Genomic DNA, 15,412 nt, shown 5'->3' with positions numbered 1-15,412 from the left:
TTCCTCCTCTGATGCCGATTCGGCATATCAACTTATTTCCTCTTTTCCAATTTCTCCTCTGCCGCTTTTTTGTTCTCAGCAGCCCTGAATTTAACTATCCTGCTTATCAATTCAAAGGGCAGGGGCTTCGCTATAGGAAACTGGACTGCTCCTTTCGAGCTTTTATATTCCGACAATTCATCCCTAAATGCCTCGATTCCGCTGGGAGCAGGATAAAATCCTATATGATTTTTATGTATGGCAAAATGCACCAGGTTTCCATGCAGTATAAAAGTAGGCATTCCCCAGCTAATCTTTTCCCCCGCATCCGGCGCCGCCTCTTTTATAACTTTTCTTAGCTTTTCAAGTCTTTCATGAAGCTCAGGAGGGCTATTTAGGATATATTCATCTACCGAATCAATCTTATTTTCTTCCATGCTTTGATTCCTCCTCTTTGTGAATTCATTCATTGATCACTGAACTAACATTGGCCTCGTTATATTTAGCATAAAGTGTTTTTCCTGTTTTGGCAATAAAAAAAGGGCTTCCAAGTTGATTTCATGCATAAAAGCCCCATAGTCAATATATAAGAGTTTCAAGTTATTAGTTAAAATAGACATCAGTGCTGATCCGTGTTCTCCGCATCCCCTTCAGTGTTTTTCAGTGGTTTCCGTCCCCCGGCCGTGTACAGATATACATACCATTCTGCTTATCGGTGCTGTATCAACAAGTTAAGGACGCTTCTTTAAGCGTCCTTGTATGCTTTCTTGCTGCTGCCGTAATCATCTCTTTGCATCGTCATTATCTTTCCTATATGTCATACCTTTAATAACCCCATCAGCATCTTTTGAAAAAACAATAATGTTTTTTGTATGTTCATCGCCGCCCATATAGATATTGTTGGAGAAGCCAACCTGACCTTCATCAAATAAGATCTCCAAAGGAGTTCTGGTCTCATGCCCATCGAAGCCATAAGCGATGATGCCTTCCTTGTCCGGAGCAATTTCTTGCACGGATTCCGGAATAAGCGCAGCTCCTATCAATAAAGTTTCCAAATCTACCGGTCCCTCATCTATATCCTTCTGACCCGATGACTGCTCATCAAATAATGTCTGAATATATTTTTCGGCCTTTTCGTAGTCTCCTTTTGATGGATCAATAGGCAAATCGAACAAGAGATTAACTCCTTTATAGTCAGCATTGGGACTGATCTCTCCTGTTTCCGAATCAAAATTATAGGCATTGATATCATAAAATGTATTGGAGATAACCCCGATGTACAAACCTCTGTCTGCAAAAATTTCTATACCGTCGCATTCCACAATTCGATACATTATCCCGTCTTTTATAAAGGCACTGTATCCGCCATTCATTGTAAAGATATTAATATCTTTAGGATTCTGGCCCTTTATAAAAGGTGAAACGAGAAACGATACTTCGTCATATTCCGGATCATCCATTCCCGGCATCGGCGCACCATTTGCTTTAGCAATAGCAACTACCGCATAGGTCCTATCCGGATAGATGTCTTCCGCTGAGTGTTTAAAATCGCTGAGCTCTTTACCGGATACAATCCCAAGCAAGCTCACTTTATAATCACCGCTGACTTGAGTCTGATTTATAGCTAAAGCATCTTTCCCTTCAAATGCAATTGCAAGACTTTTATCTCCTAAATTCTCCGCAACCTCTTTTGGTGTGAGCAGCTGCCATGCGGCAAATGCCGAAACAGACGTTACTATGACAAGTATCGCAAATATTATCGCAGCAGGCGTTTTCTTCCTATTCCCCCGTTTCATCCGATTTTTCTCTCTCATCTGACGGATGATCAACTGATTCAAACTGTTATCCGGTTCATCGTTTGAAGAAATAGCCTGTCTGAGCAATTGGTCTAACTTTTCAAAATCCTTCATAGCCATTGACCTCCATATATTCTTTAATCATTTTTCTGGCCTTGTAAAGCCTGCTCTTTACAGTACCTGCCGGTATCTTGAGCGCAGAAGCGATATCCTCAACCGGCAGCCCGGCAGTGTAATACATATACAACGGTATTTTAAATTTGTCATTCAATGATGCAGAAGCCATATCAAGCATTGCATGAAGTTCATTGTTCAGCGCAACATGCTCCGGTGTGGCTCCATCGATCATATCAGGCGCATTATCAAGATCATCATGAAATGCCACCATCTTTGCGATCCTCTGCCGCCAGCCAAATTTCCGCCGCTGATTCTTCCATGTATTTGCTGCTATAGATATAAGGAATATCTTTGGATTCCGGGTATCATCTATTCTATGGCACAGTTCCGTAGCTTTTAAAAAAGCTTCCTGATAGAGATCATCCGCCTGGTGCTTATCTCTTGTCAGTTTGCAGCAAAATCCATAGACATCCTTGCCGTAGTTCTCAATCAAATGACTCAATTCCTCTACATCCAATCTGCTGTTTCCTCCTTTAGCTCAGTTTGACGGCGCCTTCAAACTTTAATGGGTAATATATTGATTAAATCCTCACCTGTATATTGTAACAACTTCTGATTTGGTTCAAAAATTTTATATTTCTTCCCTTATGTCATAACTTCCCCGATGGTTGCTTTGATCCTCCTTACTCCTGAGGATGAGCTTTCTTCCTTCTGAATCTTAAACCCCTTGAGCTCTCCCGTATTCAATAAAAAAACCCCAAGCTGATATTTCATTCAGCTTAGGGCGAGCTATACGGTCCGTGTTACCACCTAAATTCAGAGATCATCTCTGCACTCTGCCGGTACGAGGCCATTTATACTATCATAACCTGATACCGTGTCCCTTTTAACGGCGGAACTCCGACGAAGCCTACTAAAATCGCTCTTTTCGGTTCATGGCTCCGAGACTGCTTCAATACAACCTTTGTGAAGATTCACACCTCTCATCTTCTCTCTGTGACTCCGGCCAATATCTACTCTCTCTCTTCATAACCTTTGCATTTTAAGTTGTATAAAAGTTAGCACAAACATTGACATATGTCACGATTATTTTTAACACTTTTAAATGCTTTTATCACTGAACTAACATTCAGTGGGGGTTGAATCCCCCTCTGAATGAAGTCTCGTTCAAAAATCCCAATTCATCTTCCGATACATGAGATATTTTCAATTTAAAGTTCAAAAAGTGTCATTTTACTTAATACAATTTTCATTATATACTAAAACTATAAAAGGCATAATAGAAAAGAAAGCATGCAAAAACCTGCAGGAGCTTTTGGGAATCCCACCAGCGATAGCCGCAGAGCAATGATTTCTCCGGGTATACATCGAATTTCAAGCGTAGTTTATTCTTTTTCGGGCAATCATGAATTTGATTTGATTGCATCTCAGTATCAAGAATTGCTTATTGCTCATTGCAGGGCAAAGGAAATTGATGTTAAGATTATAAGTTAATGGCATAGACATGTTGGGCTGCAGGCCTCTATGCTGAAGAAGAGGAGGTTAAAGCTGATGAACAGCATTACAGTATGGACGAAGCAGAATGAAAATGCCGCCAAAGAACTTGACGAAACCGGCAGGTATATCGCTAAAAAAGAATATATTTTCAAGGATTTAGGTGAACACGCATATTTGGTGTTAGAGGCTTATAATTGGCTGGTAAAAAATACTCCCGTCACCGCCCAAAAGCCGGATTATGCAGAATTCCCCATATGGGTATCTTTCACAAGGGAGGCGACCATGCTCCCCAGTGCGGGAACCATAATACTGGAGCTTACATTGGATCCATCCTTGATCACGAGAGTGAATATCGACAAGTGGGGGGCAATCCTCAATTATTCCTATATTCCGGCAGATGAGCAAGATGCCAAGCACCACCGGCAGCTTCTGGAGCAATATGGGATAAGCGATGCCAAGGCCTATATGTCACAGTTTTACCCCCAGATAAAAAGGAAAATCATTGACAGTTGGAGCCGATTGTTCGATGATTCTATCGTTCTTGGCAGCAATAAAAATTATGGTAACATATGGGAGGTAAAAAAGGAATGGGTAACACAGATAATACTATAATGCTTTATTCCTCCCAATCAGAGGTTGTGGTGAGCATTCTTGAACGGGATGGGATTTGTTTTTCCAAGCAAAAATATGTGGTAAAAAAATATGAAGAAAGCGCTCCGATTTTTATAGCGGCATACAGCTGGTTTGCCATGGAAGCAGAAAAGTATCTTCCAAAGCCAGAAGGAGCTGAATACCCTTACTGGGCTTTCAGAGATTTATATAGCATTGAACAATCAACAGACAGCAGGATTTTGCGATTGTGTATTCCGGCAGAGGAAGCGATATTTTTCGATATGTACGACTGGAACAAGATACTTTGCCTTCAATATATCGGCGAGACCAAGGCTGATGAGGCACGGTTTCGTCAAATGCTTGCCGACTATGGAATCCGGAATGAAAGCGATGTAATCCTCACAAATTTTTACCCCGACTTGAAGCGTCAGGTGCAGGATAGCTGGAAAAGGCTATTTCGCCATCATGAAAAGATAAAGTTAGGTGATACCGACGGTGTAGGGAGTGTGCAGGCCGGATTATGGCAGCTAAAAAAAGAGTGGATTGTGTGATCTGCTTTAAATACTATCCAATTTGCCCTCAAGTATCCAATAGAAGGGAAATGAAAAATGTATGTTTTGAAAAACAGGTCCTACCATATGGTTTATGACAACTGCAGTAAGTCTAATAGGGCAGGTATAATCTTGAATTCCAAGAACTTAATCTTCCGGTGTTCCCTTTATTCAATATAATACAGCCCTACAAATTAATATTTAATGAATATTTACTTACAGGGCTGTATTTATGACCTATCAACAGTATTCTATTCCGCCGCTTTAAAATTATATATGGGTATTATGTTATCTATAATTTCCACAGTATCGCATATATTTCTTGCTATATCATCCATAGGCTTATACGCAAGAGGGCATTCATCCAAAGTTTCTTTATTTACGGAGGTTGTATAAATTCCTTCCATGGTTTCTTTAAATTGGCTAAGTGTAAATGAGCTTCTGGCCTGTGTTCTGCTCATAACGCGACCGGCACCGTGAGGAGCCGAGAAATTCCAATCGGCATTCCCTTTGCCTATGCATATCAGACTGCCGTCACGCATATTTATGGGGATTAACAGGATCTCACCCTTTTGAGCGGAGACAGCGCCTTTCCTTAATATCATATTTACCGTATCGATATAATTATGGACAGTGGTAAACTGTGAAGCAGCCTTAAGCTTCATACCCTTTACTATCTCCTGTATCATAGCCTTGCGGTTAAGATCCGCAAATCTCTGTACAATTTTCATATCATGGATGTAATCCTTAAAAAGCTCTCCTGAAGCATAAGCCAAGGTCTCGGGTATATCGGTGAGAATCTCTGCCTTTTTCCTTTTCAGCTCCTTCTGTATCTCCTTTTCACGCCCGGAGGCCTTTAATTCGGCAATCAAGCCTTCAAGATCAGCCTTAGTGTTCTTATTAAGGGATTTAAAGGCTTCTTCCTGGTAAAGGCTCGCAACCTGGTGGCCTAAATGGCGGCTTCCGGAATGAATGACGATATATAAGCTGCCTTCACTACCCTTGTTAACCTCAATAAAGTGATTACCGCCTCCCAGTGTGCCTATGCTGCGCCTTGCCCTGGCTAGGTTTACCTCATTTTTGCATTTCAATTGACTTAAATCTATTTCATCATTGAATCTGTGCTCCTTATCCCGTATGTTAAATCCGCTGGGAATTTTCTCATAAATAAGCTTATCAAGTTTCTGCAGCTCTATGCGGCGGTCTTCAAGCTTTATGACCTCCATGCCGCAGCCGATGTCAACGCCCACAAGATTTGGCACGACTTTGTCCTCAATGGTCATTGTGGTTCCTATCGTGCAGCCGGCGCCGCTGTGGACATCGGGCATAATGCGGATAACGCTGCCTTTTACAAACTCCTGGCTGCATAGGGCTTCGATCTGACCCACGGCACCGGGTTCTATATTTTCCGTATATACAATAGCGCTGTTGTATTTTCCTTTTATCTCAAACATTGGGGATTTCCTTTCTTAGACTGACTTCCTTATTTCTTCGCAATCATTAAATGATGCAAATTTCTCAAGACATATACTGATCTGCTTTATCAGCTTTTTTGTCTGTCTAACTCCGGCTTCAAACCATATATTTTTAACGATCAGGCATTTGGCTTTTCTGTCATTTACAACCTCGACCCTGCCAACAAACCTATCCCCATAGAGCACCGGCAATACATAATAGCCGTACTTTCTCTGAGGTTCCGGCGTGTAAATCTCCCATTTGTACTCAAAGTCGAACAGCAGCTTTATCAGCTTCCTGTCCCACAGCATATTATCCAGGGGAGCTAAAAGCTCACAGCGCTCCTTGATTTTAGGATTATGCAATACTTTTTCCAGCAGCTCGCTGTCGGCTGCAAGGCAGTAAAGCTTTTCTTTTATGTTCTCTACGCTGATCTCTATAATTTTGTTTTCTTCCGATAGCTGTTTGAAAATTTCACTTCGCAGGCTTGCTTTTAATTCCCAAATATTAAGCCAGGCATCGGAGGGCTTGTTCCACAAAAGACCTATGGCAGCAATTCTCCGCAGCACACGCCACTTCATATGCTCAAATTCATCCGGATAAGGGTCCGGCTCCTTTAGAATTTCCACAGGAATGCAATTTTCAGCAAGGTCATAATATTTTCTTGTCCCTATTTTATGATGAACGACAAGCTCCCCGCGGAAATACAGGCTTTCAAGGGCTGCTCTGGATAGCTTTGTATCACTCCAATACCATTTTACAGTATCTTTAAAATCTAAATCAGAAGAGGATACCGCTCCCTTCTCCCCGATGATCGCCTTTATGTCTTCGCATACGGCGTTGACCTCAGCATGGCTGCGCCCGCTGCTCCTATATGCTTCACGGTACCGGGAAAAATATTTCCAGTCGGACAAACTCATAATTGCAAGGTTCTTATCGAAGTAGTCGATCAGCTTTCTGTCCTCGTATAAAAGCTCATAAAGCATTTGCTTTGTAAAGCCTTTGACTCTGGATTGCAAAACCAACTCGGCATTTTTACCGCATACGTCGATAGGGTCAAACTGGATGCAGCCGACTTGATCGACATAATCGAGCACACCCCGCTTGCCGATAAACTTGTATTCGCCCATCAGCCCATGCTTTAACAGCATAAAACGGCGGGCCTGCTCATTTGTAAGGATGAGTTCGCCCATAGACATCGACTCCCTCTTTATTTGCCATTGAACATGATATGGAAAAACCATTTATCCAATAATATCAATACTAATGCTGCTGCGAGCCAAGCCAACAAGCCAAGAGATAGGGATTTCCAGGCCGGCATTTTGGCGATAGTAAAATAAACCATTGTCAAAAAAGCTATCGTGGTAGGTACGGCGAATAAACTGACCAAAACTACTCTTTGCAATGCCTGCCCGGTAACTGAAAGCGACAGGAAATAATATCCTACAAGCGTTACTACCGGAAATAAAACCACCAGTCCCGAAATATAAGGATTTTTCAATTTTCCAAGCAAGCTCACTATTAAAACAAGGCTTCCGCCTACTATAAATCTAGAAATTGCCTCTGTAAAACTCATGTCTATACTCCTATCATAATGTTTGGTAAAGTAATATATATTATAGGATACTTTTATGTCAATATCAACCACCTTGCTACAGCACTTAAGCTAGCATACCGGGCAATATGGGACAAGGTGCCTGTCCCCTCGTCCCATTATGTTTTCCAATTCTTTGGTTCTGTCCTTGCACATAGGCGGAACTCCTTTTAATTTATAAGGAATTCCCATGGCTTCATATTTATTGACACCAAGGGTATGATATGGAAGCAACTCTATCTTTTCTACATTATCAAATCTCATCATGATTTTTTTCATGCTGCGGATATGCTCTTCACTATCTGTTATACCTGGAACAACTACATGTCTTAGCCAAAGCTTTGTACCCGATTTTTTCAAGCACCCGGCAAAGTTTTCGAACTCTCCCATATCCCTTCCTGTCAGTTCTCTATATCCTGCTGAATTTATATGCTTGATATCCAGAATAACTAAGTCTGTATATTTAAAAATACTGTGATAGCTTCCTTTTCCAAATCCTGCAGTATCTATAGCCGTGTGAATCCCGTTTTCTTTGCAGAGCCTTAGGAACTCGGTCAAAAACTCAGGCTGCAAGAGAGGCTCGCCTCCCGAGCATGTAACACCGCCGCTTGATCTTTGAAAATAAGCTTTATACCTGATCGCCTTTTTAAGCAATTCCTCGGCAGTGATCTCCATTCCTTTATTTATATCCCAGGTATCAGGGTTATGACAATAGGCACATCTAAGGCTGCAGCCCTGAAAAAATGCTACAAAACGAATTCCGGGGCCATCTACCAGCCCTAATGTTTCTATGGAATGTATTCTTCCCATTTGCATCTCCTCCTGAATCACATGAACCGGTGGAATGTCCTTTTTATAACTTCAAGCTGCTGTTCCCTGGTCAGACGGTTGAAGTTGACCGCATAGCCCGAAACTCTGATGGTCAAAGCCGGATATTTCTCAGGATGTTCCATAGCATCGGTGAGCATTTCCCTTCTCATCACGTTTACATTCAAGTGATGAGCATTTTGTGCGAAATATCCGTCCAATATTGAAACAAGATTCTTTATACGCTGCTCATAGTCCTTCCCCAATGCTTCCGGCACGATTGAAAATGTATTGGAGATTCCATCCTGACATACAGATTTATAGGGGATCTTAGCAACCGAATTTAATGATGCCAATGCCCCGCTTTCATCCCTTCCATGCATGGGATTGGCACCGGGGGCAAAAGCTTCCCTAGCCTTTCTCCCATCAGGAGTAGCTCCGGTTTTCTTTCCATACACCACATTTGAGGTTATAGTCAGTACGGACAAGGTATGTTCTGCGTTCCTGTAAAGCTCATGCTTTTTCAATTCTTCTATGAACTTTTTCAGTATTTCAATGGCAATGCTATCTGCCCTGTCGTCATCATTTCCATACTTGGGGAAGCTTCCGTCAATTTTGAAATCTACAGCTATGCCCTTTTCCCTTATGGGCTTTACATCAGCATATTTTATAGCGCTCAAAGAATCAGCAGCCACGGAAAGGCCTGCCACTCCAAAAGCCATCAGCCTCCCCACTTCCGTATCATGCAGTGCCATAAGCCCTGCCTCATAGGCATATTTATCATGCATATAATGAATGACATTCACCGTGTTTACATAAAGCTCAGCCACATATTTCAGCACTTTATCATAATTGGCCTTGACCTTTTCATAATCGAGCACGTCATCTTCTATTCTGTCAATACCGGGAACCACCGGCACTCCTTTTTTCTCATCAATTCCTCCGTTTATTGCATAAAGGAGAGATTTTGCCAGGTTGCATCTCGCGCCGAAAAACTGCATCTGTTTGCCTATCTTCATCGCAGAAACACAGCAAGCTATTCCATAATCATCTCCATAGGTATCCCTCATCAGGTCATCATTCTCATATTGGATAGCGCCGCTTTCCATGGACATCCTGACGCAATACTTTTTAAAATCCTCCGGAAGGCTTTCTGACCATAGGACTGTCATATTAGGCTCCGGAGCAGGTCCAAGATTGGTCAATGTATGCAGGAATCTGAATGAAGTCCTGGTGACAAGGGTTCTGCCGTCCAGGCCCATTCCGCCGATGGATTCCGTAACCCAGTTGGGATCGCCTGCAAAAAGTTCATTGTATTCCGGAGTTCTCAAATGTCTTTCCATTCTAAGCTTTATAACAAATTGATCAATTATTTCCTGGGCTTCTTTTTCTGTAAGAATTCCCTGGCTGATATCCTTTTCAATATATATATCTATAAAAGAGCTCACTCTTCCAAGTGACATAGCTGCCCCGTTATTTTCCTTTATTCCTGCCAAGTACCCAAAATATAAAAATTGAACTGCTTCCGCAGCATTTTTGGCAGGCTTTGATATATCAAAGCCATAGGAGGCTGCCATCTTCTTTATTTTATCCAGAGCACGTATTTGTTCGGAAGTTTCTTCTCTTTTGCGGATCAATTCCTCATTCATAGCACCCTTTAAATCATGAAAATCCTTTTCCTTCTGCTCAATCAAAAAATCAATGCCATATAAAGGAACCCTTCTATAATCCCCAATAATCCTTCCCCTGCCATATGCATCAGGCAAGCCTGTCAAAAGCCCTACCGACCTTGCAGTTCTCATTTCCTCCGTATATGCGTCAAACACCCCTTGATTGTGGGTTTTGCGATACTCATCAAATATCATATCCATTTCGGGGTCCGGCTCATATCCATAAGCCCTAAGCGCTTCCTCAGCCATTCTTATACCGCCGAAAGGATTGACCATCCTCTTCAGCGGCGCATCAGTTTGGAGGCCTACAATCACTTCATTTTCCTTATCTATATAGCCGGGCTCAAAGCGGTCTATTCCGGAAACCCTCTTTGTATCCACATCGAGGATGCCCTTTTCCAGCTCTTTTTTGCATAGTTCTTTACACAGCGTCCAGACCCTTTCGGTTTTTTCAGTCGCATCCTCTAAAAAGCTTTCATCACCTGTGTATGGGGTATAATTGCTTTGAATAAAATTTCTTACGTCCACCTTCTGAGTCCAATTCCCTCCGGCAAATTCTTTCCATTCCTTTTCTTTCATTCAAATCCCTCCTAGACTTATTAAGCCAAAGTCTGGGATTTAATATAATAAAAACCGGCCTCCCGGACTTTGGTGCCCAGGCGGTCGGCATATCAAGAATCACACTCCCTATGGTCTATTCCATTTCCGCCAGTAATGTGATCCGCAATTATTCATTTATGTATTTGATTCCGATTGTACTAATATTATACAAATATACATATGTTTTGTCAACGTTATTATATTATGTTCGTATAATTAGCTATAATATCTATAAATCAATGATTAATATTCGTATTTATTTCGTCAAATATTATTGAATAATATTACTCTACAATTATCTTGATATTTATATTAAAATTAGGCAATAAAGACTCATCAACCTCTGCGATGGTTATTTCCACCGGCACTACTGTTTCTCCATTATCCTGCACAGCCATATTCGATATCCTTGATATGGTTCCTTCATATTCCTTATCAGGGTTTGCCAAAGGATTGATGACGGCTTTGCTTCCCACCTTGATATCCTTGATGAAGTCTTCGGCCACATTTGCCTGCACTATCAGGGTATCCAAGTCCAAAATGCTCATGATCTGCTTTTCGGCATTTAAACGGTCACCGGATGCATTATTGATCTTTTCAATAACTCCGTTAGGGATATCGCATATGATTTCATTCCCTTTTATACCGCTTTGAGCAATCTTATCCTTTAAGGTTTGAAGCTGCGATTTCAGTGATACAATATTTTGTTCTTTGATTTTTATATCCAATGCATTCTTATTATTGGATATTCGCTGCTTGTTTTTTAAGTCCTCCAGCCTTATCTTATCATTTTCAATTTCCTTTTGTTTTTGTTCCAATATTACCTTAGATTCATCAAACTCATTTTGAGATATTCCCCCTTTTTCCAGCATAGCTTCTTTATTCTTTAAATCCTTCTCCAGCTTATCATACTCCATTTGAGCTTTTTCCAGATTATTTTTAGCCTGAATGATTTCCGGCTCATAATCTATATTCTCGTTATTCTTATCGCCTACATCTTCCAATAGCTTTTCCAGTTCTAATTTGGCAATCTTCAAGGAATCTTCCTTCTCTTTGATCTGCTCTTCAATTTCTTTTAAGCTCAGTGTGATCAGCACATCTCCTTTTTTAACCCTTTGCCCCTCCTGTACATGTACTTTTTCAATGGTAGCAGGTAAATCTACCATGATGCCTTTTACTTGTTTTGTCTTGACCACTCCAAAAGCCTGGATAGTCTGCTGTACTGGAGCCTGGGGCTGCCCTTGGTCCGGCTGTGCCATTGCATTCTCCGTATCTTTTTTCTGACATCCTGCTGTAAATAGGATCATTGCTGCCAAGCAGACAGTTATCAATATTCTTCTCATTATTCCCACACCCTTCCGTCTTTTACGTTTATCAATCGTGTGCCATACTGGGCTGCTTCATGTGAATGCGTGACCTGCACTATGGTCTTGTTTTTTTCTTTATTTATTTTTTTAAATAGTTCCAATATCTCCGTTCCTGATTTGCTGTCGAGGTTCCCTGTAGGTTCGTCTGCCAGGATGATATCCGGCTCATTTACCAATGCTCTGGCGATGGCTACCCTCTGCTGCTGCCCTCCGGACAATTCCCTGGGGGTATGCTTTCTCCTGTCCGCAAGGCCTACAAGCTCTAAAATCTCATCCAACCTGTTCTTATACTTCTTCAGATTCTTCCCATCCAATAATATGGGAAGCATTATATTTTCCTCCAGATTCAGATTGGGGACCAGATTATAAAACTGGAATACAAAGCCTATCTCCCTTCTCCTCATCTCGCTTTCTTCCTTGTCCTTCATCACCGACAATTCCCGTCCCTTAACGGTGATGCTCCCTGAGGTAGGTTTATCCAAACCCCCAAGCAAATATAAAAGAGTGCTTTTTCCCGAACCTGAGGGTCCCATAAGAGAAACAAACTCCCCTTGATTTATTGCAAGATTGACATCCTTCAATACCTCTATGCTCACTTCGCCTAATTTGTATGTCTTGCATAAGTCTAATGCCTGAATGATATTTTCCATGCTCTCACTTCCTATTCATATTTGATGGCATCTATTATATTAAATTTCGAAGATCTCAAGGCAGGCCCCACAGATGCCGCTATGGTGATGATAACTCCTCCGGCCATAGCTGCGGCCAAAGAAGTCCATGGAATCTGTATGAAATCCTTCATAGAGCCTCCCAATGCTTCTATGACCTTTTCCACATTCATCAAAAGAAGCAAGCCGATTATAATGCCTGTCAGACCGCCTATCAAGCCACCTATAAAAGCCTCTATAAAAATCATCTTTACAGTTTGCTTTTTGTTCATCCCTACTGAACGCATGATAGCCAGTGAACGCTTTCGATCTATAAAGCTTATTATCAAATTATTGAAAACCCCGAATATGCAGATGACCAGCGACATTATCCCGAAACCTTTAAATATTCCCAGTATCTTGCTGTTGCTTTCCATGTTTTCTTCCAGCATCTGTTTCATCGATCTGACCCAGGGGTACCTATTTTTAAACTTTTCCTGAATGCTTCTTACTACCTCTTCAGGATCTTTATTTGTTTTTATTAATATATCGCTATATTGCTTAGCCCCCATATCAGATTTTAAATAACGTTCACCAATAAGCGCATATTTACCATCAAAACGATTTGATTCAATAAATCCTATGACTTTATAGTCCAATGTACCCCTTTCTGTTTTTAGTTTTAAATAGTCTCCTTTTTTAATCCCGTGATCATCTTTAAATATATTTGTAACAATGATATTCCTTCCTTCATCTAATTCCTCAATAAGCTTTTCTGACTCACCTTCAATATCCAAAGCCATATAGTCAAGGGTCTTAGCCTTATTGACACCAAGTATGCATCTTATTTCAGCATTTTTCCCTACAACTTCATGCTTGCCGTACTTTTCATATTTCCCGTATGTATCTGAAACTCCATCCACAGAAAGAAGCCTGCTCTCTACGGAGCGGTCCATGGGCCAGGACCAGAAGGATATATCATATTTATGATCCTTGAAGTAATCTAGCATATTATTAACCATGCTTTGGCTCAAGATGGTGATCATGAGCAGCACCGAAATGGACATTCCCAATAAAATGATATTGTTTAAGCTGTTTTTGTTATCCCTCAGGTTCTGTGCAGCCAATATCCCTTCATTTCCAAAGATGCGTTCATAGATGGCTTTAAATGCCTTCAGAAAACCATTGGTGATATAGGGCACAAGCAATACAACAGCAGGCACCAGCAAAAACATGCATATAACATCCACTGCTAACGCCATGCTCTCAGGCACTATCATGGGTCCTGCAATAGCTATGGTTAAAAATAATATGCCCAATATGGCTTTCCATCGCTTCTTCTTAACCTTTTTCTCTATGGAGTTCAACACGATATCCCTTATGGGAATCTTGGCTACCCTTCTGATGGGCAAAAATGAGCTGATCACTGCTAAAATCAAACCTACGCTGAATCCCATGATCAATTGGCCTAAAGTGTAATAAGCTTTGATATCAACGCCTGTCATCCAGGAAGGTGTAATTTGATTTATCATAAGCTTTAGAATGCTTATTCCCAAGACATCTCCCAGTATGCCTCCTAAAATTCCATATATCATGCTTTCAATCATCAAAACCCGATTTGTCATTTTTTTTGTCGCGCCAATGCTGCGGAATGTACCTATCACAGGGAGGCGTTCAGCCATAATGACTTTGAAGGAAGTATATATTATAAACATGCTTAAAATCAAAACAAATGCTACAATGACTAAAAACATTGCAGATATTTGCTGAGTCTCACTCTTTATCATGGCCTTTGATATGGTAGGCTCAACCCTGTACATAGGATAAGCCTTTGAAAGCTCCTCCACCATCATATCCTGCTTGGAAGGATCTTCAAGTCCCACATACAATGAATGTACTTTCCCCTTTTGACCATAAAGGCCGGCCATAGTTTCCCTCGGCACAACGATATATGTACTTTGTCCATCCTCTGCAAAAGGCCCCACAGGCTGTGAAATCGCGGAAACTGTAAACCACTTTTTAGACCCGTACATATTGATCCCCAGGGAATCGCCGGGTTTTAAATTATATTTTTCCGCCATTTTCTTTCCAATTATAGCCTTATTGCCTTTGAAAGGGCTCAGCTCCTGCTGCTGGTCCAATATTATGGGGTTCATCTCATCCAGGTCTTCCAGGTCGATACCTTGTATTTCTAATTGAATGGTTTCACCCTTTGACTTATATTCTCCGCTACCCCATATCATGCCGGCGGTATATTTCACCCCTTTTTGGTAATCATCCAATAAATTGGGAGAGATATAACCTGTTTTTGACTGTTCACCTGCGCCTATCATGATATCTGCATTGCCTATATATTTTCGCATTTGCTCCATGATCATCATCTCTACTGTCGTAGAAATAGCCGTTGATGCAAAAAATAAGGCTGAAGACAATATGATAGACAGCAGGATTAAAAATGTCCTGAGCTTCTTCTCTTTGATATTCCTGAGTGTGAATTTCACAATAATAGACACTTATTCACCTTCTGTTCATTTAGTAGTTCCTTTGTTTATACGTATAATTTTGGAAAATTACTTCCTTTTTTTACTTTTAATATTTTTATATGAATATTTAATACTTAATACTTAATGAGGTCTCATTTAATTGGGAAATCTTGATAAGAAAATAAAAAAGTTTCTAAAATGCATAAAAAAAGAACTTTCTCCCATAGATTCCCATCA

13 protein-coding genes, 1 pseudogene, 1 riboswitch and 1 other annotated feature are annotated in these 15,412 nt (G+C 40.9%); of the genes and pseudogenes, 2 read left to right on the top strand and 12 right to left on the bottom strand.

Going from position 1 to position 15,412, the window contains the following annotated elements; translation table 11 throughout:
• Positions 1-32 precede the first annotated feature (32 nt).
• The 4 genes and pseudogenes from AC4HCY_RS03885 to AC4HCY_RS03870 form a co-directional block, all read right to left on the bottom strand.
• Positions 33-416 carry an iron chaperone gene (locus tag AC4HCY_RS03885; RefSeq protein WP_491095421.1) on the bottom strand — a complete coding sequence of 128 codons (384 nt, stop codon included), beginning with the start codon at positions 414-416 and terminating at the stop codon, positions 33-35.
• A 345-nt stretch (positions 417-761) separates the two neighbouring features.
• The gene (locus tag AC4HCY_RS03880; protein WP_491095420.1) at positions 762-1,889 is read right to left on the bottom strand and encodes a hypothetical protein; all 1,128 of its coding nucleotides are present in this window, start codon (positions 1,887-1,889) and stop codon (positions 762-764) included.
• Positions 1,876-2,409, bottom strand: a complete 534-nt coding sequence (locus AC4HCY_RS03875) for an RNA polymerase sigma factor (RefSeq protein ID WP_491095419.1) — start codon at positions 2,407-2,409, stop codon at positions 1,876-1,878. Before AC4HCY_RS03875 ends, AC4HCY_RS03880 begins: the two co-directional genes overlap by 14 nt.
• A gap of 128 nt (positions 2,410-2,537) precedes the next feature.
• A pseudogene (locus tag AC4HCY_RS03870) lies at positions 2,538-2,651 on the bottom strand (hypothetical protein); the annotation flags it as partial.
• A gap of 18 nt (positions 2,652-2,669) precedes the next feature.
• Positions 2,670-2,931: a binding site (T-box leader), on the bottom strand.
• A gap of 512 nt (positions 2,932-3,443) precedes the next feature.
• On the opposite strand from AC4HCY_RS03870, the gene AC4HCY_RS03865 reads away from it, so the two are divergent.
• Positions 3,444-4,001 carry a DUF3841 domain-containing protein gene (locus AC4HCY_RS03865; protein WP_491095418.1) on the top strand — a complete coding sequence of 186 codons (558 nt, stop codon included), beginning with the start codon at positions 3,444-3,446 and terminating at the stop codon, positions 3,999-4,001.
• A complete protein-coding gene (locus tag AC4HCY_RS03860; RefSeq protein ID WP_491095417.1) occupies positions 3,977-4,552 on the top strand; it encodes a DUF3841 domain-containing protein in 576 nt (191 codons plus the stop codon). The genes AC4HCY_RS03865 and AC4HCY_RS03860 overlap by 25 nt, the downstream gene beginning before the upstream one ends.
• A gap of 251 nt (positions 4,553-4,803) precedes the next feature.
• Here the strand turns inward: AC4HCY_RS03860 and AC4HCY_RS03855 are convergent, their stop codons facing one another.
• The 8 genes from AC4HCY_RS03855 to AC4HCY_RS03820 all read right to left on the bottom strand — a co-directional run bounded on the left by AC4HCY_RS03855 (position 4,804) and on the right by AC4HCY_RS03820 (position 15,205).
• Positions 4,804-6,006 carry an RtcB family protein gene (locus AC4HCY_RS03855; RefSeq protein ID WP_491095416.1) on the bottom strand — a complete coding sequence of 401 codons (1,203 nt, stop codon included), beginning with the start codon at positions 6,004-6,006 and terminating at the stop codon, positions 4,804-4,806.
• Positions 6,007-6,021: 15 nt separating this feature from the next.
• Positions 6,022-7,200 carry a winged helix-turn-helix domain-containing protein gene (locus AC4HCY_RS03850; RefSeq protein ID WP_491095415.1) on the bottom strand — a complete coding sequence of 393 codons (1,179 nt, stop codon included), beginning with the start codon at positions 7,198-7,200 and terminating at the stop codon, positions 6,022-6,024.
• Positions 7,201-7,217: 17 nt separating this feature from the next.
• Positions 7,218-7,583, bottom strand: a complete 366-nt coding sequence (locus AC4HCY_RS03845) for a GlpM family protein (protein WP_323432537.1) — start codon at positions 7,581-7,583, stop codon at positions 7,218-7,220.
• A gap of 90 nt (positions 7,584-7,673) precedes the next feature.
• Positions 7,674-8,411: a pyruvate formate-lyase-activating protein gene (gene pflA, locus AC4HCY_RS03840; RefSeq protein ID WP_491095414.1), complete on the bottom strand. Its 738-nt coding sequence runs from the start codon at positions 8,409-8,411 to the stop codon at positions 7,674-7,676.
• Positions 8,412-8,428: 17 nt separating this feature from the next.
• On the bottom strand, positions 8,429-10,657 hold the full coding sequence (pflB, locus tag AC4HCY_RS03835; RefSeq protein ID WP_491095413.1) for a formate C-acetyltransferase: 2,229 nt from the start codon (positions 10,655-10,657) through the stop codon (positions 8,429-8,431).
• 67 nt (positions 10,658-10,724) lie between these two features.
• Positions 10,725-10,804: riboswitch (ZMP/ZTP riboswitch) on the bottom strand.
• A 158-nt stretch (positions 10,805-10,962) separates the two neighbouring features.
• Positions 10,963-12,021 carry an HlyD family secretion protein gene (locus AC4HCY_RS03830; protein WP_323431142.1) on the bottom strand — a complete coding sequence of 353 codons (1,059 nt, stop codon included), beginning with the start codon at positions 12,019-12,021 and terminating at the stop codon, positions 10,963-10,965.
• Entirely contained in the window at positions 12,021-12,695 is a 675-nt protein-coding gene (locus AC4HCY_RS03825; RefSeq protein WP_491095412.1) for an ABC transporter ATP-binding protein, read from the bottom strand. Before AC4HCY_RS03825 ends, AC4HCY_RS03830 begins: the two co-directional genes overlap by 1 nt.
• 11 nt (positions 12,696-12,706) lie before the next feature.
• Positions 12,707-15,205, bottom strand: coding sequence for an ABC transporter permease (locus AC4HCY_RS03820; protein WP_491095411.1), 2,499 nt, complete (start codon positions 15,203-15,205; stop codon positions 12,707-12,709).
• Between the last annotated feature and the right edge of the window lie 207 nt (positions 15,206-15,412).

The organism is Lutispora sp. QWL-02, from assembly GCF_058315355.1.
This window is presented reverse-complemented; position numbering and strand designations above follow the sequence as displayed.